The organism is Methylorubrum rhodinum (assembly GCF_014199935.1).
Lineage (GTDB): Bacteria > Pseudomonadota > Alphaproteobacteria > Rhizobiales > Beijerinckiaceae > Methylobacterium > Methylobacterium rhodinum.
This window is the reverse complement of record NZ_JACHOP010000010.1, coordinates 62,013-83,462: the sequence shown is the minus strand read 5'-3', so window position 1 is coordinate 83,462 and position 21,450 is coordinate 62,013. Positions and strand designations below refer to the sequence as shown.

The window sequence follows — 21,450 nt, the reverse complement described above, 5'->3', positions numbered from 1 at the left end:
TCGCGGGGACCGTACCGTCGGGACAGGCGCCCTGCCCCGACCGGCGCAGCGTCACGCGATGAGGAAGTCGGCGTGGGTGAGCGCGGCCTTGTTGTCGAGGACGGCGAACTTCACCGCCGCTGCCGTGCCCGAGCCGTCCGCGTCGTAGAACAACTCGCCCGTCGCCTGCTTGTAGAGGATGCGGTCGTCCGCATCGAGCTTGGCGGTCGAGATCGCGGCGACGCTCTTGAAGGCCCCGTCCGCCAGTTGGCCCGGTGCGAGCGCCGCGACGATGCCCTTGGCGAGCCGGATCGTGTCCTCGGCGGCGAAGTCCGTGATGCGGTCGACGTGGGTCGAGCCGAGCGCGGTCGAGAAGGCGAAGGTGTCCGCCCCCTTGCCGCCGGTCAGCACGTCGTTGCCGAGGCCGCCGTTGAGGACGTTGGCGCCCGCATTGCCCCGCAGGCTCTGGGCGAACTCGTTGCCGGTCAGGTTCAGCGCGGCCGAGCCGGTCGAAGCCAGCAACTGCAGGCTCTCGATCTCCTGACCGCCCTTGAGCGCGTAGCTCACCGACGACAGCACCGCATCCGTGCCGGCGCCCTTCGCCTCGGACACCTTGTCGTTCAGGTTGTCGACCACGTAGGTGTCGTTGCCGGAGCCGCCATACAGGGCATCGGCCCCGCCGCCGCCGTTGAGCACGTTGTCGCCGGCGCTGCCGACCAGTGTGTTGGCGAATTCGTTGCCGGTGAGGTCGAGGGCCGCGGTGCCGACCGTTTTTGCGAAGTGCAGGGTCTCGACCGCCTGACCGGCGGCGAGGGCGTAGCTCACCGTGCTGACGAGCGTGTCCGTTCCCGCGCCGAACGCCTCGACGATGCGGTCGGCCCTGTGATCGACATGGTAGGTGTCGTTGCCAGTGCCGCCCTCCATCACGTCGGCGCCGCCCTTGCCGTCGAGGACGTTGGCCGCGCCGTTGCCGATCAGGTGGTTGGCGAGCGCGTTGCCGGTCGCGTTGATCGCCTTCGCACCCGTGAGCGTCAGCGCTTCGACGTTGGCCGACAGCGCGTACGACACGGAGGCCACGACGCTGTCGGTGCCCCTGTTGCTGCTCTCGACGATCCCATCGCCGACGTTGTCGACGATGTAGGTGTCGTTGCCGCCCCCGCCGCTCATCGTGTCGGCGCCGAGGCCGCCGTCGATGGTGTTGTCGCCGATGTTGCCGGCGAGCTTGTTGTTGAGCCTATTTCCAGTTAGATCGACATTCTTAGTTCCCAAAAGACGAGCCTCGACAATAACATCCCTTGGAATAGAAATAGACGTAAAAGAGAATAATGATTTTAATAGTCCAGGTGCAGGTGAGCTAGAAATTTTATCAAGATTAACCACATTCGTTATGGATAGGTCATCATTCGCATCCCTTATCATATTAGAAACTACAGACCGATTCGTAGTCCCAAAATAGTCATTTTGACTGATAAGCTTACCGCTTGTATCCTGAAGTTCGATAGTTTTTGCGCCAGTGTCAAGGTATGCGTTGCCTATTGAGGTCGGTATTCCGTTTTGACCGGCGGAGGACACGACCGCTCCGGCATGATAAACTGAGTATGCTTCGTCAGGCGCATAGCGGTCAAATATATTGTACCTCAGGCTGGATGTAGCGCCGTAGCCAATGTATATTGGATCTGAATTTAAAAACACATTGTTCGAAAAACTCGATGAGTTAGTCGCGGATGAGAAGTCGTATATCGTTGATTTTACGTCGGTAATAACTGAATTATTTACTACAAGGCCTCCAAATCCTCCGAGCGTTGAAGAATTTATTCCGCCGCCGCTGATGTGCGTATAAGATATTTCTACCCTACCGCCATCTTTATAGTTTTCGCCCAATCCAATTTCGACATTGTTTAAAGCTATAGGACGGCTAGCAGTACCCGACACTTTAACCGATCCATAAGCTTCAATCGCATAACCATTACCGAATATTTCGGCTCCGGCGGAAATGGTCAGCGTCACACCCTCTGCAACCTGAATATTATCATACAGATAACCTTCGCCCGGCCCCCAGACAGTATCCTTCCGAATGATGATCATCTGTAGCCCCGAAGCGATGCGTTTCCTGGCGCTCTCTGGCGCATCGCTCCGGTGCCGCGGACCTATGGTTGAAGAATGGCGGCGCCGAAGGGAAACGCGCGATCTTCGGCGGCGTGACCCCCGCGCCACATCCGGTCCACCCTCACGCCGCCCGTACCTGCTCCAGGAACCCGCCGACCTCCCGCCTGAGCGCCGCCGCCTGACGGGCGAGGTCGCTCGCCGCGCCGAGCACCTGGGCCGAGCCGGCGCTGGTGCCGGTGGCGGCGTCGGCCACGCCCGCGACGGTGTCGGAGACGGTGCGGGTGCCCTGCGAGGTCTCGACCGTGGTGCGGGCGATCTCGGCGGTGGCCGCGCCCTGCTGCTCGACCGCGGCGGCGATGTCGCCGGAGATGCGCGCGAGTTCGCGGATGGTGCGGCCGACCCCGCCGATGCCGGCGATCGAGGCCTCGCCCGAGGCGGCGATCTCGGCGACGCGGCTGGCGATCTCGTCCGTCGCCCGCGCGGTCTGGGAGGCGAGCTCCTTCACCTCCGCGGCGACGACGGCGAAGCCCCGGCCGGCCTCGCCGGCGCGGGCCGCCTCGATCGTGGCGTTCAAGGCCAGAAGGTTGGTCTGGCCGGCGATGTCCGAGATCAGCCCGACGATCCGGGCGATGCCGCCCGCGGCCCCCGCCAGCCGCTCGACTTCCGCCGCGGTGCGCGCGGCGTCCCCTTCGGCCAGCGCCGCGGCGGAGGCCGAGGCGACGACCTGGGTGCCGATCTCGTGGATCGAGGCCGAGAGCTCCTCGGTCGCCGCCGCGATCGAGTCGGAGGCGAGCGCCGCCCTTTCGGAGGCCGCCGCGGCGGAAGCGCTCAAGGCGGAGGTGTCGCCCGCCGCCGCGCTCATGGCACGCGCCGCGCCCTCCAGCTGCTGGGCCGCAGCCGAGACCGCGGCGACGATGCCGCCGACCCGCGCCTCGAAGCCGTCGGCCACGCCCATCATCGCGGCGCGGCGGCGGGCCGCCTCGGCCTCGACGCTGCGCTCGCGCTCGGCGCGGGTGCGGGCGCGCTCGGCGACGCTGTCGCGGAACTCGGCCGCGGCGGCCGCGATGGCGCGCAATTCGTGCGGGCCCTTCGCCGGCACCGCGACATCGGTGTCGCCCTGCCCGATCGCGGTGAGCGCGCGGGCCATGCGGCTCAGGGGTCTCGCGATGGCCGAGCCGAGGGCGAAGGCGAGCGCCACCGAGAGCGCCAGCATCGCCAGCAGCCCCGCCGACCACACCGCGACCGCGCGCTCGGCCCGGGCGCGGGCGGCGCCGGCCTCCCGCCCGAGCGCCTCGGTCAGCCGATCCTCGAGGGCCTTGAGCCCGTCGATGCGCTGGGTGGCGAGGCGAAACCAGCCCTTGGCGTCGGCATAGGCCGGCGCCTGCCCCGGCAGCGTGCCGAGCGCGATCGCGCGCAGGCGGGCGACCTCGCGGGCGGGCTCGGCGGCGTTGGCCGCGTCGAGCGCGGCCGCGTCCTCCGCCGGGCTCGCGACGCGAAAGAGCCGCTCGTAGGTGTCCTGATCGGCCGAGAGCCCGGCAAGCCGCCGGTAGCCCGGCAGGTCGAGGCTGCCCGCGGCGAAGACCGCCGAGGCCGCCGCCCGCTCCTGGCCGGCCATTTCCTTGAGGGACAGGAAGGCCGAGTAGGCCGAAATCCGCGCGCCCACCGCCGGGTCGGCGGCGATCTGGCCGACCTCGCGCACGAGGTTCAGCGCCGCGGCGATGGCGCCCGAATAGAGGGCGAGGTTGGCCGGCACGCTCGCCTCCAGCCGATCGACCGCAATGCGATGGGCCTCGATCCGGGCGATCGCCGCACGCAGGGCCTCCGCCTTGCGGGTGAAGGACTCGCCGGCCTCGTTCGCGCCGAGCGCCGCGGTGAGGTCCGCGCGGGCGGCGTCGGTGAGCTTGCGCTGGGCGGCGAGTTCGGCGCCGAACTGCGTCCCCTTCGAGCCGAGGAACAGCGAGGAGGCGCCGCGCTCCTTCTGCGCCTCGTGCACCATCGCGCTGACCCGGGACGAGAGGCCGACCAGCGCCTCCATCCGGGCCATCGCCCGGCCCTCTCCGACCCGCTCGAACACCGCCTCGCCCGCCACCCCGGCGAAGGCGAGGCAGGGGATCAGCGCCACGGCGACGATGCGCCCGCGCAGCGAGCCGAGCACGCGCCCGCCGAGCATTGCTGCGCCGGTGCTGCCAACAGCGGAAGGTCTTTGCGAAGAGGGCTCTGACATCGGGGGCCATACTTGAGCGAGTGTCGACCCAGGCTTGAGATCATATTATGAATAAATGATTGTTCGGCACTCTGTTTCTTCGAGCTTGGCCTCATGTCTATTTTTTAGGCTGAAAGCCTCGAAACCGAGCAATATCCGGCGCTCGCTCGCGTTTCTGATCATTTGATATCTTGGCGGCTTGCAAGTCGTCCTGCTCGCCGGTCGTCGTCGTCTTGTCTCATCTCACTGTCCCTCGGCCCTATCCCTCGGCGGAACCGGGCGGCGCCGGCCGTCTTGGAACGTGTCGGGGCGCGAGACGGGAGACCAGCATGGCGGCATCCGACGAGATCGGCCGAGGAGGCGGGCGCTTCGACCTCCATGCCATCGCCCGCGGCCTGCCGGACGGGGCCGCGACGCTTCTGGTCGACGCCTACCTGTCGGACCGTCCGGCGGCGAGCGTGCGGGTGTTCCGGGTCTACCGCCCGACCCCGCCGCACTTCCACGCCACCTGCGACGAGGTGCTGGTCTGCCTCTCGGGCCGCGGCACCTTCTGGATGGGCGATGCTGCCGACGAGGCCGAGTTCGGCCCCGGCCACCTGCTGCTGTTCGACCGCAACACCGTCCACGCGCTGCCCAAGATCCTGGAGGAGCCGCTGGTGTTCCTCTCGGTCGACACCCCGCGCCGGGCGCCGACCGACATCGTGTTCGTGAACCCGGAGGACGGGACGCCCGCGAGCTTCATGGCCCGCAACGCCGAGGGCGACGGAGCGTAGCGCCGGGCCGCCCGGCTCCCCATGTCGCGGATGGCCCGTTCTCGCGGAGTTGCCGCCGGATGATCCCCGCCCTGCTCGCGCTGACCGCCGCCGCCCTATTCACGGGTGCGGCCGTCTACATCAATCTGGCCGAGCAGCCGGCCCGGCTCCTGCTGCCCGATTCCGCGCTTCTGGTGCAGTGGCGCCGCGCCTATGCCCGCGGCCTGCCGATGCAGGCGGGGCTCGCGGTTCTCGGCTTCGTGCTGGCCGCTGCGGCGTGGTGGTTCACGGGCCGGGCCGGCTTCCTCGTCGGCGGGCTCGTGCTGGTGGCGAACTGGCCCTACACGCTTTTGGCCATCATGCCGGTCAACAAGCGGCTTGAGGCGATCGAGCCGACACGGGCCGCACCGGAGGCGCGTGCCCTCGTCGTCCGCTGGGGCCGTCTCCACGCGGGGCGGAGCGGACTGGGCGCGCTCGCGACCCTCATTCTGCTCGTGAGCCTCGCGACGTGATCGCCGTTGCCGTCGTACCCGTTCCGTTCTAGTGGTTTCGCGCTGCCCGGAACCCATCTGCGTGTCCGAAACCTGTTCCCGCGCGGCACAGCGTCGTCTGTGCGGCACTGCTTCCTTCGCCCGGCCGCTCCCGGCGCCGTCACCTCGGCTCGACCGTCAGAGAATTTGTCGCCCATGGCCACAGCCAAAGCCCGCAAAGCCGAGACCGCGGCCGGCAAAGGGGTAAAAACCGAACAGCAGGCCGACGCCCGCCTTGCCGCGATGTTCGACGCTGCCCCGCCGGCCCGCGACACCCGCGTGATCGCGGTGCGGGGCGCGCGCGAGCACAACCTCAAGAACGTCGATCTGACGATCCCCCGCGACAAGCTCGTGGTGTTCACCGGGCTGTCGGGCTCGGGCAAGTCGTCGCTCGCCTTCGACACGATCTACGCGGAAGGGCAGCGCCGCTACGTCGAATCGCTCTCGGCCTATGCCCGCCAGTTCCTCGAGATGATGGCCAAGCCCGATGTCGATCAGATCGACGGGCTCTCGCCCGCGATCTCCATCGAGCAGAAGACCACCTCGAAGAACCCGCGCTCGACGGTCGGTACCGTCACCGAGATCTACGACTACATGCGCCTGCTCTGGGCGCGGATCGGCATCCCCTACTCGCCCGCCACCGGCCTGCCGATCGAGAGCCAGACCGTCTCGCAGATGGTCGATCGCGTGCTGGAGCTGCCGGAGAAGACGCGGCTCTATCTGCTCGCCCCCGTCGTGCGCGGGCGGAAGGGCGAATATCGAAAAGAGATCGCCGAGTTCCAGAAGAAGGGGTTCCAGCGGCTGCGCATCGACGGCGAGTACTACCCGATCGACGACGTGCCGAAGCTCGACAAGAAGCTCAAGCACGACATCGACGTGGTGGTGGACCGCATCGTCGTGCGCGCCGACATCGCGAGCCGGCTCGCCGACTCGTTCGAGACCGCGCTGGAACTCGCCGACGGCATCGCGGACATCGAGTTCGCCGACACGCCGGAGGGCGAGACCCCGAAGAAGATTACGTTCTCGTCGCGCTTCGCCTGCCCGGTCTCGGGCTTCACCATCCCCGAGATCGAGCCGCGGCTGTTCTCCTTCAACAACCCGTTCGGCGCCTGCCCGACCTGCGGCGGCATCGGCCACGAGATGCGGATCGACCCCGAACTCGTGATCTCCGATGCGGCCCTGTCACTGAAGCGCGGCGCGGTCGGGCCGTGGGCGAAGTCCACCTCGCCCTATTACGACCAGACGCTGGATGCGCTCGCGCGCCATTTCGGCTTCAAGACCACGGTGGCGTGGTCGGCGCTGCCGGCCTCGGCCAAGCAGGCGATCCTCTACGGCACCGGCACGGAATCGGTGCGGTTCGACTACAACGACGGCCTGCGCTCCTACTCGGTCAACAAGCCGTTCGAGGGCGTCATCCCGAATCTGGAGCGGCGCTACAAGGAGACCGAGAGCGACGCCTCCCGCGACGAGATCGGCCGCTTCATGAGCGCCAGCCCTTGCGAGTCCTGCGGCGGCAAGCGGCTCAAGCCCGAGGCGCTGGCGGTGAAGATCGCAGGCCAAGACATCGGCGAGGTGACTGCGTTGTCGGTGCGCGAGGCGCATCGCTGGTTCTCGGAAATCTCGCAAAAACTCACGGACAAGCAGAACGAGATCGCGGTCCGCATCCTCAAGGAAATCCGCGACCGGCTGACCTTCCTCGTCGATGTCGGCCTCGAATACCTGACGCTGGCCCGCGGCTCCGGCTCGCTGTCGGGCGGCGAGAGCCAGCGCATCCGCCTCGCCTCGCAGATCGGCTCGGGGCTGACCGGCGTGCTCTACGTCCTCGACGAGCCCTCGATCGGCCTGCACCAGCGCGACAACGAGCGCCTGCTCGGCACGCTCAAGCGCCTGCGCGATCTCGGCAATTCGGTGATCGTGGTCGAGCACGACGAGGACGCGATCCTCCAGGCCGACTACGTCGTCGATGTCGGCCCCGGCGCCGGCATCCATGGCGGGCAGATCATCGCCCAGGGCACGCCGGACGAACTCCTGAAGGACCCGGCCTCGCTGACGGCCAAGTACCTGACCGGCGAGCTCTCGGTGCACACCCCCAAGGTCCGGCGCGATCCCGGCCGCGGCATCCTCACCGTCGTCGGCGCGCGCGGCAACAACCTCAAGGACGTGACCGCCAAGATCCCGCTCGGCACCTTCACCTGCATCACCGGCGTCTCGGGCGGCGGCAAGTCGACCCTCGTGATCGACACGCTCTACAAGGCGGCGGCCAAGCGCCTCAACGGCGCGCTGGAGCACCCCGCGCCCTTCGACGCGATCGAGGGGCTGGAGCATCTCGACAAGGTCATCGACATCGACCAGTCGCCGATCGGCCGCACGCCGCGCTCGAACCCGGCGACCTACACGGGCGCCTTCACCCCGATCCGCGACTGGTTCGCGGGGCTCCCCGAAGCCAAGGCCCGCGGCTATCAGGCCGGGCGCTTCTCGTTCAACGTGAAGGGCGGGCGCTGCGAGGCCTGCTCGGGCGACGGCGTCATCAAGATCGAGATGCACTTCCTGCCCGACGTCTACGTCACCTGCGACGTCTGCAAGGGCAAGCGCTACGATCGCGAGACGCTGGAGGTGCGCTACCGCAACAAGTCCATCGCCGATGTGCTCGACATGACGGTCGAGGAGGCCGCCGACCTGTTCAAGGCCGTCCCGTCCATCCGCGAGAAGATGGAGACGCTGGCCCGGGTCGGCCTGCACTACGTCCGCGTCGGCCAGCAGGCGACCACTCTGTCGGGCGGCGAGGCGCAAAGGGTGAAGCTGTCCAAGGAGCTGTCGAAGCGCGCCACCGGCCGCACCCTCTACATCCTTGATGAGCCGACCACCGGCCTGCACTTCCACGACGTCGCCAAGCTGATGGAAGTGCTGCACGAACTGGTCGACCAGGGCAACACGGTGGTCGTGATCGAGCACAACCTGGAAGTCATCAAGACCGCCGACTGGGTGATCGACATGGGCCCCGAGGGCGGCGACGGTGGCGGCCAATTGGTGGCGCAGGGCACGCCCGAGCAGATCGCCGCGAGCCATGCCAGCCATACCGGGCGCTTCCTGCGCGAGGTGCTGGCCCGCCGCCCCGCCGCGCCGGTCAAGACGAAGGCATCCGCCAAAGCAGCCGCCAAGCCCGCGCCCGAAAAGGCCGCCGCGCGGCGCGGACCCGGCACCGGCCGCGGCCGTCAGGCGGCCGAGTAGCCGCCGCAACCGGCCGGCGCCCGACGATTCGGCGCCCGATTCCCCCCCGGGACCGGCCTCCGGAGCCTGCTCACGGTTGCTGCGGTGCGAAAGTCCGCGGGGGCCTTGCGCAATCGGCCCGCCCGCCATGCCGAAGATGCCCGCCTGCGCACCGCGTCCAACGGCTTGATCGAGCTTGGCTATTTTCACGCACCGGCCGTGCGGTCGTCGTCGTCGGCCGTGCGGTACACCAGTAAGATCTCGTTAAGGAATCCGTTGCCCCGCAGCGAAAATGCGGCTTTTGCGCAACGGTGTGACCCGAACTGCCGAGATTGCGGGCAATCCCCTGTCATTCGGGGCCGGTCTGTAGAATAGTTCCCGTCGTCGAGACTTGAGGTGCGGCCGTAAGGGGGCGTCGGCATCGGGCCGGTCGGTCCCGCTCCGGAGAGGGCGGGAGGGCAAGCCGGGATGCGGGGGCTACGGGGCGGACGCCTGAAATCCTTGGGAAGGAACGAGAAAATGATGAAGAACTGGCTCGCCGCCGGCGCGATCGCGCTGACGGCCGGAATGACGACGACCGTTGCTCAGGCCCAGACCACCACGGTCCCCGGCGAGCAGGTCGGCCTCGCGGTCGGCGCCCCGCTCCCCGAGGGCGTGTACGCCATCAACACCTTCACCTACGGCGGCCGCGATCAGGGCGCGCTGGACATCGGTGTGAACATCCCGATCCTCGTGTGGTCGACCCCGTGGGTTCCGCTCGGCGGCCGTCTCGAGTTCGTCGTCGCCCCGCCGACCGTGTTCGCCTTCGGCAAGAGCAGCGGCCCCGGCGGCATCCGCGACTTCTCGGTCAACGTCGGTACCTTCGTCGGCGGCATCTGGGCGTTCGACCTCGGCGGCAACTTCGGCGTCAGCTTGCTCGGCGGTGCCTACCTCAACGAGGCCAATGCCGGCCGCGGCGTGGTCGTGACCAACGCGGGCGTTCTGGTTCCCGGCGCGGCGCTGCCGTTCCTCGCCTCCAACACCTACCGCATCGGCGTGGCCGGCAGCTACACCGGCGACGGCTGGAACATCACCGCCAACCTGACCTACAACTTCTACGACTCCCCGGCGACCTTCAGCGGCAACAACGCGTTCCTGACGCGTGGCCCGTACCAGATGTCGGACGCGCTCAACCTCGACCTGACCGCGACCAAGAAGTTCGGCAAGTTCGAAATCGGCGCCATCGGCTACGGCACGGTCAACCTCGACCCGAACCTGCTGATCAACCCGGTTCTCGGCGGCGCCACGATCGGCCGCGGCGGCCGCTTCCTCCTCGGCGGTCTCGTCGGCTACGACTTCGGGCCGTTCACCACGCAGTTCTACGTGGCTCGCACCGTCGCCCGCACCGCGGACTCCTTCGACTCGACCGAGGGCTGGTTCCGCATCGTCGCCCCGCTCTACACCCCGCCGGCCCCGGTGGCGGTCGCCCCGGCCCCGCTGGTGCGCAAGTACTGATCCGGACCGGGGGCGCCAGCGGCGCCCCCGAGCCCGAACGGGCAGAGCCGCCCGGCCGCGAGGCCGGGCGGCTTTTTTGTTGTTCCAGTCTGTCGGCTGTCATCCCGGCCCGGCGGCTGGCCTCGCTTGCGTCGCGAGGGCAAGAGCTGGCCAGGGGCTCGTGCGTCACCTCAGGAAATGACGATAAAACACTGACATTGATTCAGAAAAATATCTCTACCCTGATCCCCCTCATTCCGGGATCAGCTTGCCCGAATAGACCACCTGCCCCGTCGGCTGGCCGGTGGGCGAGCCGCCCGGCGGCTCGACCGAGACCGCGAGGGTGGCGCCCGCGGTGGCTCCGGCCTCCGGGGGCAGGGCGAGGCGGGACGGCTCGGGGCCGACGAGGCCGAGCGGGCGCGGGGCGGCGCCCGCGCCGATGTACCAGAGTTCCAGGCTGCGGCCCTCGGGGGCGCGGGCGGCGAGGGGGCGCACCCGCACGGTGCCGCTGGCGGCATCGACGCTGACGATCAGCGCCGGCAGGTCGCCGCCGCTCGTCACCACCGCGACGGAGCGGCCGCCCGGCGGGGGGGTCGGCCGCATCGGCCCGGCCAGCACCAGGGCGAGGCCGGCGGCGGCGAGCCCGGCCGCGCCCGCCGCCGCGACGGTCGCGCGGCGCCAGAACCGAACCTGCCGGGCGAGGTCGCGCAGGCGGTTGTCGTTGGCGGCGAACCCCGCCGCGCTCTCGCGGGCCTCGTCCTGGGCGGCGGTCCCCTGCCCCGCCCCGCCCGACGGCAGCGCTGCGGCGATTCGCGTCCAGAGTTCGGGGCCCGGCGGGATCTCCGGCACCGCCTGCGCCAGGGGGCCGAGCCGCCGCTCCCAGGCATGCAGGGCCGCCTCGCTCGCCGGATCGACCGTCCGCTCCAGCTCGAACGCCGCCCGCTCGGCGGCGTCGAGGGTGCCGAGCACGTACTCGGCGGCGCGCAGGTCGCGCTCCCCGCCGCTCATGGACCCGTCTCCAGGCAGGATTTCAGCGCGCCCAGCGTGCGGTGCAGCCAGGTCTTCACGGTGTTGACCGGCCGGCCGTAACGCGCGGCCAGCTCCTCCCGCGACCAGCCCTCGCAATAGGCCAGCACCACGCAGTCGCGCTGGGTCGGGTCGAGCCGGGACAGGCAGGCGAGCAGCGCGTCGCGGTCGAGGATCGCGTCCTCGCCGCCGCCCGGCGCGGCCAACCGCTCCCAATACGCCTCGCCGGCCTCGCCCGACGGCATCATGACCTCGCTTCGGCGGCGGACCCCATCGATGGCCCGGTTGCGCGCGATGGCGCACAGCCAGGGGAGCGGCGCCCCCGCCGCGGGCGCGTAGGACCCGGCCGCATGCCAGATCCGCAGGTAGACGTCCTGAAGCACGTCCTCGGCCAAGCTCCGGTCGCGCTGGATACGCAGGACGATGCCGAGAAGTTTCGCCGCCGTGCGGTCGTAGAGCGCCCGGAGCGCCGCCTCGTCCCCTGTCGCGATCCGTTCGAGGAGGCGGGCGAGCGCCGCATCCTCCGCGATGGCGATGTCGTCAGGCGGCGCCACGGCCCGCTCCTGTCTCGATCGGCGCGGCTTGGGGCATGCGGGCGGCTCGGGATCGTCCGTCTGGCGGGAGCGTTGCGGGCAATCTATCGGAGGGGAGGCTTCCGCGCCATCACCCGTGCCTGCCGGATGCGCGGGGAAGGCGGCTGTCGGCGGCGGCACGGCCGCCTATCTTGTGCCGGATGCCCGATTCTCGTCGGGTCGAGGCGTCGCGGGAGAGGGGTCGCATGGCCGCGCACGGCGAACACAGGATCCCGGCCGCCCAGCAGCCGAAGCCGGGCGACTACGGCTACGACCTCGAACGGGCGCTCGCCTCGGTGGTCTCGCTGTCCTCGCGGGTGCCCGCGGAGGCCTTCACCGCCGAGACGCTCGGCACCGAGCGGGCCGGCAACGGCGTGGTGATCCGCGAGGACGGCCTCGTGCTCACCATCGGCTATCTCGTGATCGAGGCCGAGAGCGTCTGGCTCACCACCCATGACGGGCGCTTCGTGCCTGCCCACGTCGTCGGCTACGATGCCGTCACCGGTTTCGGCCTCGTCCAGGCGCTCGGCGATCTCGGCCTGCCGGCGCTGCGGCTCGGCCGCTCGGACGCCTTGCGGATCGGCGACCGCGCCGTGGTCGCGGGGGCGGGCGGGCGCGGTCACAGCCTCGCGGTCGAGCTGGTCGGGCGCCAGGAATTCGCGGGCTACTGGGAATACGTCCTCGACGAGGCGCTGTTCACGGCGCCGGCGCACCCGCATTGGGGCGGCACCGCCCTGATCGGGCCGGAGGGCGACCTGATCGGCATCGGCTCGCTCCAGCTCCAGCAGGGCGGCAGCGCGGGCGCGCGGGCGATCAACATGGTGGTGCCGATCGAGCTGCTGCCGCCGATCCTCGCCGACCTCGAGACCCGCGGCCGGGCCGACCGGCCGCCTCGGCCCTGGCTCGGCCTCTACGCCACCGAGACCGAGGACGGCGTCGTGGTGATGGGGCTGACCGACAAGGGCCCGTCGGAGGCGGCCGACCTGCGCCCCGGCGACGTGCTGGCGGAGGTGGCGGGCGAGCCGGTGGGGGATCTGGCGGGCTTCTTCCGGCAGGTCTGGGCGCTCGGCGAGGCCGGCGTGCGCGTCCCGCTGACGATCAACCGCGACGGCCGCTCGCTGCGCCTCTCGCTGACCTCGGTCGACCGCGAGCGCTTCCTGGTAGGGCCGAAGCTCCACTGAGCGGCTGCGAGGTTCCGCGGGAGCATGGGACCGAAAGGCGGCCACGGGATTTCCGAAAACTGATTCGATATCGGTATTTCATAGGGGTTTCCGACCGCGTCTCGGGGACGGGCCCCCGCCCCTGCGACCTCGGCCCACACCGTGTTCGGCTTGCGTTCATGTTACGGGGATTTACACTTGCCCGATCGCTGGCAGGGCAATCCTGGGCGCCAGCGGCTGAGAGACCCTCGTGCTCCCGCCTGAACGGACACGGAGACCGGTCTTGCCTCTCTTCGTCGGCCCGCCGATCTGCCCCGAACTGCCCGCCGCCTATCGCGTGCTGGTTCTGAGCGAGAGCGGCCAAGTGCTCCTGAGCGAGCCCCTGGCGGCGGCGAGCGACGCCGAGGCGCTGTCACTGGCGCGTCAGCGGTCCGAGGAAGCGATCGTCGAATTGTGGGACGGGCTGCGCTTCATGGCGCATTTCCCGCAGCCCGAAATGGCGATCTGAGGCCGCGAGGCCTTCCTCTGCCGGCGGAGGGGCCCGACCGGCCGTGCCGGACGATGGCGTCTCGATGACGGGGCGGCCGCGATGCGTCGGTCGTCAGACCGGCCGCCGGAATTCGGCGAGTTCGACCACGCCCGCGGCCTCGCGCGGGCCGATCCAGCGCGGCAGGGCGGGGCAGGACAGCCCGACCCGCAGGAACAGCGTGCCGCGGCAGCCCTCCCACAACGCGTCCGGCAGCAGGGCCGAGCCGTCGGTCCAGCGCCAGCGCGTCTCCCCCTCCCCGTCGGGCGGATGGAAGCCCTCGCCGAGACGGGGATCGTCGAGCGCGATCGTGCGCAGGCCGGTCAGTCCGTCGTCGAGGGTCAGCGCGGCGAGCGCCACGCCGAGCCGCCGCTCGTCGGTCGAGCCGGGCACGACATGGGCCGGAACGCTGGTGTCGCAGACGAGGCGCACCTGCCGCGCCTCCGCCGACAGGACGAAGCGGGCGACGAGGCCGTCGATGTCGGGACGGACGATCTGCCCGTCGGCGACGAGGTGCAGACCGGCCAGCGGCGCCTCGGCGAGACGCCAGCCGAGCGACCGGGCGCGGTCCGTCAGGCGGTCGCGCAGGACCTCGACCAGCACGCCCGCCTCATGGAGAGGGCGGCAGGGCTCGGTCCCCGTCCGGGGCTGCGTCCATCCGTCCGGTCCCGGGGCCGGATCGGCCTCGCCGGACCCTTCGTCCTCGGCGAAGAAGCCGCGATTGCCGGTGTCCCGATAGCTTTCGGCGGGCAGACCCTCGGCCAGCAGGATGTCGTGGTCGTCGAGTTCGACGTGCCAGTAGGTGACGCTCTCCAGCTCCATCCGGGCCAGCGTGGTGCCGTTGACGAGGCGGCCGGCCGGGACCAGCACCTCGCCGAGCACGTCGACGCAGAGCGCGTGGCCGGGTGAGACCAGGAGGTCGCGCTCCGGGCGGCCCTCGCCGAAGGCATGCGCCGCGATGCGCACCGGTTGCCAGTCGGCACGGCCGCGGCAGGCGAGGGCGCGGTGGCCGATCCAGCGGACCGGGCGCTCCGCACCGGATGCGGTCACGACACGGTCGCCGACCGCCAGATCTTCGACCGCGACGGGGCCCCCCGCGGTCGCGAGGCGCGTGCCGGATGTGAAGCAGGCCAGAGCGTAGGCTTCGTCCTTCACGGTGAAGTACGACAGGTCGCCGTAGCGCCTGTCCGTGAAAAGAAAATAGTCTCCGCTGGAGTTCTTCCCGACGAAACCGTTCCCGTCCTGCGCGGTCCCGATGAACGTGAAACCGCTGCCGAGGAACGGTTCGTCCGTGGCGAATCCGTCCGAGGAAATGTCGCCGAGCTGCGTCGGGGTGTCCCCAGCCTCGTCCGAGGGGTCGGTGACGTTCGCACTTCCCAGGTTGAATTCGAACCCGACCTGAAACGAAGCCCCGCTCTTCTTATACAGGCCGAAGACATTGGCGAAGTACTGACTCGGAAGAGGGCCGCCCGACATGAGCAAAGTTCCAGACGAGGGTTGCGGCGATGCTTGTCGCGCGGATCGATGTGACAGGAATGCCGGCCCCGGCCTGCCGTGACAAGGCTGAGGCGGGCCGCGGCCACGATTTTGCGGCGGCCTTGCAGCCCGGCAACGCCGCCCGGACCGGCCCGAGGGTCGGCGGCCCGCGCACGGCCGGATTGATCGCGGGCGCGCGGGGCTCTATCCCGTCGCGATGACGGATCCGATCCATATCGTCGGCGGCGGGCTCGCCGGTTCCGAGGCCGCGTGGCAGATCGCGCAAGGCGGCGGGCGCGTCGTGCTGCACGAGATGCGGCCCCATCGCGCCACCGAGGCCCACCGGACCGACGGCTTGGCCGAACTGGTCTGCTCGAACTCGTTCCGCTCGGACGACGCGAACGGCAACGCCGTCGGCCTGCTGCATCAGGAGATGCGGCGCCTCGGCTCGCTGATCATGCGCGCGGCCGACGCCCACCAAGTGCCCGCGGGCGGCGCGCTCGCGGTCGACCGCGACGGCTTCTCCAGGGCCGTCACCGCCGCGCTCGAAGCGCATCCGAACGTGACGATCGTCCGCGAAGAAGTCGCCGGCCTGCCCCCCGAGGCCTGGGGCCCGACCATCCTGGCCACCGGCCCCCTCACCGCCCCGGCGCTGGCCGAGGCCGTGGCTGGGCTCACGGGCAAGGAGTCGCTCGCCTTCTTCGACGCCATCGCCCCGATCGTCCACCGCGACTCGATCGACATGGGCGTCGCGTGGTTCCAGTCGCGCTACGACAAGGCCGGGCCGGGCGGCACCGGGGCCGACTACCTCAACTGCCCGATGGACCGGGCCCAGTACGACGCCTTCATCGCCGCCCTGATCGCGGGCGAAAAGACCTCGTTCAAGGAATGGGAGGCCACGACCCCCTATTTCGACGGCTGCCTGCCGATCGAGGTGATGGCCGAGCGCGGCCCCGAGACCCTGCGCCACGGCCCGATGAAGCCGGTGGGGCTCACCAATCCGCACGACCCGACGGTGAAACCCTGCGCCATCGTCCAGCTGCGCCAGGACAACGCGCTCGGCACCCTGTTCAACATGGTGGGCTTCCAGACCAAGCTGCGCCACGCCGAGCAGATCCGCGTCTTCCGCACGATTCCGGGGCTGGAGAACGCCGAGTTCGCCCGCCTCGGCGGCTTGCACCGCAACACCTACCTCGATTCCCCGCGCCTGCTCGACGCGACCCTGCGGCTGAAGGCGCGACCCTCGTTGCGCTTCGCCGGCCAGATCACCGGCTGCGAGGGCTATGTCGAGAGCGCCGCGGTCGGGCTGATGGCGGGCCGCTACGCGCTCGCCGAGGCCGCCGGGGAGACGCTGGCCCCCCTGCCCCCGACGACGGCGCTCGGCGCGCTGATCGCCCACATCACCGGCGGGCACGTGGAAGCGGGCGCGGAGTCCGATTCCAACGCGCCGCGCTCGTTCCAGCCGATGAACGTGAATTTCGGCCTGTTTCCGCCGCTGGAGCGGATGCCGCGCAACGAGACGGGCAAGCGCCTGCGCGGCCCCGAGAAGGCCGCGCTCAAGAAGCGGGCCCTGACCGACCGGGCGCGGGCCGCCCTCGCCGCCTGGCTCGGCGAGGACGAGAGCCCGCTGCGGGCGGCGGAGTAGCCTCAGCCCGGCTTGTCCGCGTCCCCAGGCGTCTCGGGCTTGGGGTCCTTCGACGGGTCGGGGTTGTCCTCGGGCCGCATCGTCGCCCCCGACGTGCCCTTGCCGGGGTCGCCGGTCTGCTCGTCGATATTGCCGAGCGCCCCGCCCTCCTGCGTCTTGCTGTCCTGCGTGCCCGGCTTCTCCGGCTTCCTCACGATGACCTCCTGTCGCGAAAGCCGGGCATATAATTCTGATTTTGCTGGCTGCGAGGACGGGCGTCATCGCGCCACGGTGGGGCGCTTGCACCATTATGCCGGCCGCGCGATGCGCGTCCGGCCGGGTTTCTTCGCGACACCTCGTCGTCTCTTCAAGACAGTGTCGCCGATCGGCTCTCGTCAGGTTGAAATTTTTTGGGTACAACCACTGTAGCGCGTTGCTTCACACGCGACGTGCCAAGCTTTGGCAAACAAGGCGAAGATGGGGTCGATTCGTGGCAAGCTCTCCTGTTACCTATGCGTACTCTCAGCAGCCGCTGCCGCTTCACGAAACATTCGATCCGGTCGTGGCGCCCGACCCCAAGAATGTGACGGTCATATCCCCCGATGGCGAGAAATCATTTACAAGAGAATATCGGACATATACAATCGAAAACAAAATAACAGGTGAGAAAATCACTTACACTAGCAGCCCTTTTGACTATGCTTCTACGTATTGGTCTGTTTCATTTACGACGGACTCCAAATTTTTCTACTATATAGAATACGAATACGCCGATTATTCCAATACATCCACGCGCGTGCTGCGTGTGGATGTCGATGCCATGTCCGAACCCGTTGTTCTCAAGGAATTCGAAAGCTATGGCGTCGAGTCTTACGTCTCGGACGACAGCTTGTCTGCCTTGCTGCGCGTTGCCTCTCTTGAGCCTGATGATGAGAGATCGTATAGTTATTTGGCGCTCAACATGAAATCAGGAGCTGTATTCGAAGTCAATTCATCGTCGTCGGGTGCGGCCGGCAACGGCACGGCCACCGAAGCGCATTTCGTGAACGGCGGTAAGTTCGTCGCCTTCGTCAGCACGTCCAGCAACCTCGTGGCGGGCGACACCAACGGCGTCGCCGACGTGTTCCTCAAGAACCTCGAGACCGGCGCGGTGACGCGGGTGTCCACCTCGGCCTCGGGCGGGCAGGCCAACGCCGCGTCCGGCGGCCTCGACGTGTCGCCCGACGGGACCAAGCTCATCTTCCACAGCAGGGCCGACAACCTCGTGGCCGGCGACGCGAACGGCTTCTCGGACGTGTTCGTGAAGGACATCGCCACGGGCACGGTCACCCTCGTGTCCACCTCGTCCTCCGGCGTGGCGGGCAACGGTGATTCGACCGACGCGGTGTTCTCTCCGGACGGCCGATCAATCGCCTTCCGGAGCACGGCGGCCAACCTCGTCCCGAACGACATCAACGGGGGGCTCGATGTCTTCCTCAAGGGCCTCGGAACCGGCGCGGTCACGCCGCTCTCCTTCCTCGACGACGGCAGCTTCTTCGGCGTCCCGGTCACGGGCAAGCCGGTCTTCAGCCGCGACGGCGGCACCGTTTCCTTCGGTGACTACTCCTACGCCATCGACAGCGATGGACTCCTGGTCTTGGATGTGCCGCGTCCCGCGGGCCAGACCGGAAGCCTCGTGACCGCCACAGTCTCGAAGGGAGACGGGTCACCCGCGGAGGCGTATTCCAATTATGGCGAGACCGTGACGTTCGGTCTCGATTACGATCGGGACGGCGATTTTCTGGCGGCGGTCAACGGCCAGAGCTTCACCGTCAAGGTCCGGGCGCATTCCGGTGCCCAGACCTTCGTCGGCGACGGCAGCAGCGAGACGGTGCTGCTCTCCTCGGCCAACGACAAGGCCGATGGCGGCGGCGGCAACGACACCCTCGTCGGCAATGCCGGGCGGGACGATCTGAGCGGCGCCGCCGGCAACGACATCCTCGACGGCGGGCGCGGCCCCGACATCCTTCGTGGCGGGATCGGCGACGATCGCTACTACGTCGACGACGTGGGCGACACGATCGTCGAGGCGGCCGGGGCCGGGCGCGATACCGTCATCGCCTTCCTCTCGACCACGCTCGGCGCGAATCTCGATGATCTCGTGCTGACCGGCACCGCCGGCCTTTCCGGGACCGGCAACGGCCTCGCCAACGTGATCGCCGGCACGTCGGGGAACAACGTCCTCAGCGGGCTCGACGGCGACGATATCCTCACAGGTGGCTTGGGTAGCGATACCCTTGATGGCGGCAGCGGTAACGACACCCTCGATGGGACTGACGCCAATCGCGGGATCGACCGCATGATCGGCGGCTCCGGCGACGATGCCTACTACCTCGATAACGCGAAGGATGTGGTCGAGGAGCAGGCGGGCGGCGGCATCGATACGATCTCCACCAATTTCAGCGTCATCTTGTCAGCGAATATAGAAAATGCTATTCTTCGCGATTATCTGGATTACTACTTTGACTCTTTTTCAGGAACTGGCAATGCGTCCGATAACAGCCTTGCCGGAAACAAGCAAAGTAATAAACTTTACGGACTTGGGGGAAGCGATATTCTGATCGGAAATGGCGGCGATGACACGCTGGACGGTGGTGCAGGCATAGATCGTATGCTCGGCGGAATAGGAAACGACATATACTATGTATTGAATTCCGGCGATCAAGTTATCGAAGCGGTCGGCGAGGGCCTCGCGGATACGGTCTACACGTCCGTCGACTTCACGCTGTCGGCCGGGTCCGAGGTCGAAAGGCTCTTTTTCAGCACGGGTTCCAGCCGCGTCCCCGTCAAGCTGACCGGCAACGAGTTCCGCAACCAGATCCAGGGCGGAAGCGGGGACGACGTGCTCGACGGCGGCGGGGGCGCCGATCAGCTCAACGGCGGTGCCGGAAACGACACTTACGACGTGGACGACCTGAACGACGCGGTCATCGAGCGGGCGAATGCGGGATCGGATACCGTCGTCACCTCGGTCAGCTACACCCTCGGCGCCGGCGACTCGATCGAGACGTTCCGCTTCCGCGACGGCCGGTCGAGCGCTTCCTTCGATCTGATCGGCAACGAGTTCGGCCAGACGCTGATCGGCAACGGCGGCGCCAGCCGCCTAATCGGATGGGCGGGCGACGACACCTACATCGTCGACGGCAACGACGATCTGGTGTTCGAGGCCGGGGCCGAGGGCAACGACACCGTCGTCACCAGCGGCAGCTACACGCTCGGCATCGGCCAGGAGATCGAGACCCTGCGGCTCGCCGACCCCGCCGGCACCGCCGCCCGCAGCCTGACCGGCAACGGCTTTTCCAATGCCCTGATCGGCAATGCCGGCGCCAACACCCTCGACGGGGCGGGCGGCGCCGACAGCCTCACCGGCGGGGCCGGCAACGACACCTATCGCGTCGACAATGTCGGCGACCGCGTGTTCGAGCGGGCCGGCGAGGGCAGCGACACCGTCCGCGCCTCGGTCAGCTACGTCCTGGCCGCCGGACAGTCGATCGAGACGCTGGAACTCGCCGTCGGCACCGCCAGCCTCGACCTCACCGGCAACGAACTCGCCAACACCCTGCGCGACAATGCCGGAAACAACCGCCTCGACGGCGGGGCCGGCCGGGACACCCTGATCAGCCTGGGCGGGCGCGACGTGCTGCTCGGCGGCCAGGACAGCGACAGCGCGATCATCGACCGCTCCGGCGCCACCGCGGCTTTGCGCTTCGTCATGCAGAGCGTCGGCGGCACCACCACGCTGGTCGGCGACGGCACCACCACCACCAGCATCGGCAACATCACGCTGACCGGCGGCTCCGGCGCCGACACCTTCACCACGCTCGACGGCATCGACACGCTCAACGGCGGGGCGGGCGCCGACACCCTCAACGGCGGCGCGGGCGCCGACCGGCTGACGGGCGGGACCGGCAACGACGCCTTCGTCGTCGACAATGCCGGGGACCTCGTGTTCGAGGCCTCGGGCGGGGGCGTCGACCGGGTATTCGCCTCGACGAGCTACACGCTCCAAGCCGGGCAGGAGATCGAGGGGCTGCAACTGCTCGCCGCGACCGGCTCGGCCAACCTGAACCTGACCGGCAACGCGATCAGCCAGTCGCTGGTGGGCAACAACGGCGCCAACGTCATCAACGGCGGTATCGGCCGCGATGCGATGACGGGGCGCGGCGGCGGCGACACCTACATCGTCGACAATCTCGGCGACCGCATCACCGAGGCGGCGGGCGGCGGGCGCGATACGGTGCTGGCGACGGCGAGCTACGCGCTCGGGGCCGGCCAGGAGATCGAGGCGCTGCAGCTGCTGGCCTCGACCGGCTCGGCGCGGTTCAACCTCTCCGGCAACGAATTCGGGCAGTCGCTGGTGGGCAACAACGGCGCCAACGTGCTCGACGGCCGGGGCGGCGGCGACGTGCTGACCGGCCGGGGCGGAGCGGACAGCTTCGCCTTCTCGACGGCGCTCGGCGCGGGCAACGTCGACCGGATCGTCGACTTCGCGGCCGAGGACACGGTGCGGCTGTCGAAGAGCGTCTTTTCCGCGCTGGCGCCGGGGCAGCTCGCCGAGGGCGCGTTCAAGAACATCAGCACGGGCAATGCGGATGCGGGCGACCGCATCCTGTACAAGCAGACGACGGGCGAGCTGTTCTACGACGCGGACGGCTCGGGCAGCGGCGCGGCGGTGAAGTTCGCCGTTCTCGACAACAAGGCGGCGCTCACACACGCCGACTTCCTGGTGGTGTGAGGCCGTCACGAACGGGCGGGGCGATCACGGCCCCCCCGCCCG

The 21,450-nt window shown here is 68.8% G+C and carries 14 protein-coding genes; 8 read left to right on the top strand and 6 right to left on the bottom strand.

Going from position 1 to position 21,450, the window contains the following annotated elements; all coding sequences use genetic code 11:
* Positions 1 to 51: 51 nt before the first annotated feature.
* On the bottom strand, positions 52 to 1,248 hold the full coding sequence (locus HNR00_RS13190; protein WP_183569975.1) for a calcium-binding protein: 1,197 nt from the start codon (positions 1,246 to 1,248) through the stop codon (positions 52 to 54).
* 958 nt (positions 1,249 to 2,206) lie between these two features.
* Positions 2,207 to 4,255, bottom strand: coding sequence for a methyl-accepting chemotaxis protein (locus HNR00_RS13185; RefSeq protein WP_183569973.1), 2,049 nt, complete (start codon positions 4,253 to 4,255; stop codon positions 2,207 to 2,209).
* Positions 4,256 to 4,617: 362 nt separating this feature from the next.
* Between HNR00_RS13185 and HNR00_RS13180 the strand changes: the two genes are divergently transcribed.
* From HNR00_RS13180 to HNR00_RS13165, 4 genes are all read left to right on the top strand, one after another.
* A complete protein-coding gene (locus HNR00_RS13180) occupies positions 4,618 to 5,061 on the top strand; it encodes a cupin domain-containing protein (protein ID WP_183569971.1) in 444 nt (147 codons plus the stop codon).
* A gap of 62 nt (positions 5,062 to 5,123) precedes the next feature.
* Positions 5,124 to 5,552: an anthrone oxygenase family protein gene (locus HNR00_RS13175; RefSeq protein ID WP_183570138.1), complete on the top strand. Its 429-nt coding sequence runs from the start codon at positions 5,124 to 5,126 to the stop codon at positions 5,550 to 5,552.
* A 174-nt stretch (positions 5,553 to 5,726) separates the two neighbouring features.
* Positions 5,727 to 8,798, top strand: coding sequence for an excinuclease ABC subunit UvrA (gene uvrA, locus HNR00_RS13170; protein ID WP_183569969.1), 3,072 nt, complete (start codon positions 5,727 to 5,729; stop codon positions 8,796 to 8,798).
* Positions 8,799 to 9,296: 498 nt separating this feature from the next.
* Entirely contained in the window at positions 9,297 to 10,271 is a 975-nt protein-coding gene (locus tag HNR00_RS13165; RefSeq protein WP_183569967.1) for a transporter family protein, read from the top strand.
* 231 nt (positions 10,272 to 10,502) lie between these two features.
* Here HNR00_RS13165 and HNR00_RS13160 read toward each other — a convergent pair whose 3' ends face one another.
* Positions 10,503 to 11,258 (bottom strand): anti-sigma factor, encoded by a 756-nt coding sequence (locus tag HNR00_RS13160; RefSeq protein WP_183569965.1) that lies wholly within the window; start codon positions 11,256 to 11,258, stop codon positions 10,503 to 10,505.
* Positions 11,255 to 11,806, bottom strand: a complete 552-nt coding sequence (locus HNR00_RS13155; protein ID WP_183570136.1) for a sigma-70 family RNA polymerase sigma factor — start codon at positions 11,804 to 11,806, stop codon at positions 11,255 to 11,257. Before HNR00_RS13155 ends, HNR00_RS13160 begins: the two co-directional genes overlap by 4 nt.
* A 248-nt stretch (positions 11,807 to 12,054) precedes the next feature.
* Here HNR00_RS13155 and HNR00_RS13150 point away from each other — a divergent pair, with 248 nt between their 5' ends.
* The gene (locus HNR00_RS13150; RefSeq protein WP_183569963.1) at positions 12,055 to 13,029 is read left to right on the top strand and encodes a S1C family serine protease; all 975 of its coding nucleotides are present in this window, start codon (positions 12,055 to 12,057) and stop codon (positions 13,027 to 13,029) included.
* A gap of 262 nt (positions 13,030 to 13,291) precedes the next feature.
* Positions 13,292 to 13,516: a hypothetical protein gene (locus HNR00_RS13145; RefSeq protein ID WP_183569960.1), complete on the top strand. Its 225-nt coding sequence runs from the start codon at positions 13,292 to 13,294 to the stop codon at positions 13,514 to 13,516.
* Between the two features lie 93 nt (positions 13,517 to 13,609).
* On the opposite strand, the gene HNR00_RS13140 is transcribed toward HNR00_RS13145, so the two are convergent.
* The gene (locus HNR00_RS13140; RefSeq protein ID WP_183569958.1) at positions 13,610 to 15,010 is read right to left on the bottom strand and encodes a Hint domain-containing protein; all 1,401 of its coding nucleotides are present in this window, start codon (positions 15,008 to 15,010) and stop codon (positions 13,610 to 13,612) included.
* A gap of 217 nt (positions 15,011 to 15,227) precedes the next feature.
* On the opposite strand from HNR00_RS13140, the gene trmFO reads away from it, so the two are divergent.
* Entirely contained in the window at positions 15,228 to 16,655 is a 1,428-nt protein-coding gene (gene trmFO, locus HNR00_RS13135) for a methylenetetrahydrofolate--tRNA-(uracil(54)-C(5))-methyltransferase (FADH(2)-oxidizing) TrmFO (RefSeq protein WP_183569956.1), read from the top strand.
* A gap of 2 nt (positions 16,656 to 16,657) precedes the next feature.
* Here trmFO and HNR00_RS13130 read toward each other — a convergent pair whose 3' ends face one another.
* Positions 16,658 to 16,849, bottom strand: a complete 192-nt coding sequence (locus HNR00_RS13130) for a hypothetical protein (protein ID WP_183569954.1) — start codon at positions 16,847 to 16,849, stop codon at positions 16,658 to 16,660.
* Positions 16,850 to 16,944: 95 nt separating this feature from the next.
* Between HNR00_RS13130 and HNR00_RS13125 the strand changes: the two genes are divergently transcribed.
* Positions 16,945 to 21,408, top strand: coding sequence for a beta strand repeat-containing protein (locus HNR00_RS13125; RefSeq protein ID WP_183569952.1), 4,464 nt, complete (start codon positions 16,945 to 16,947; stop codon positions 21,406 to 21,408).
* Positions 21,409 to 21,450: the final 42 nt, after the last annotated feature.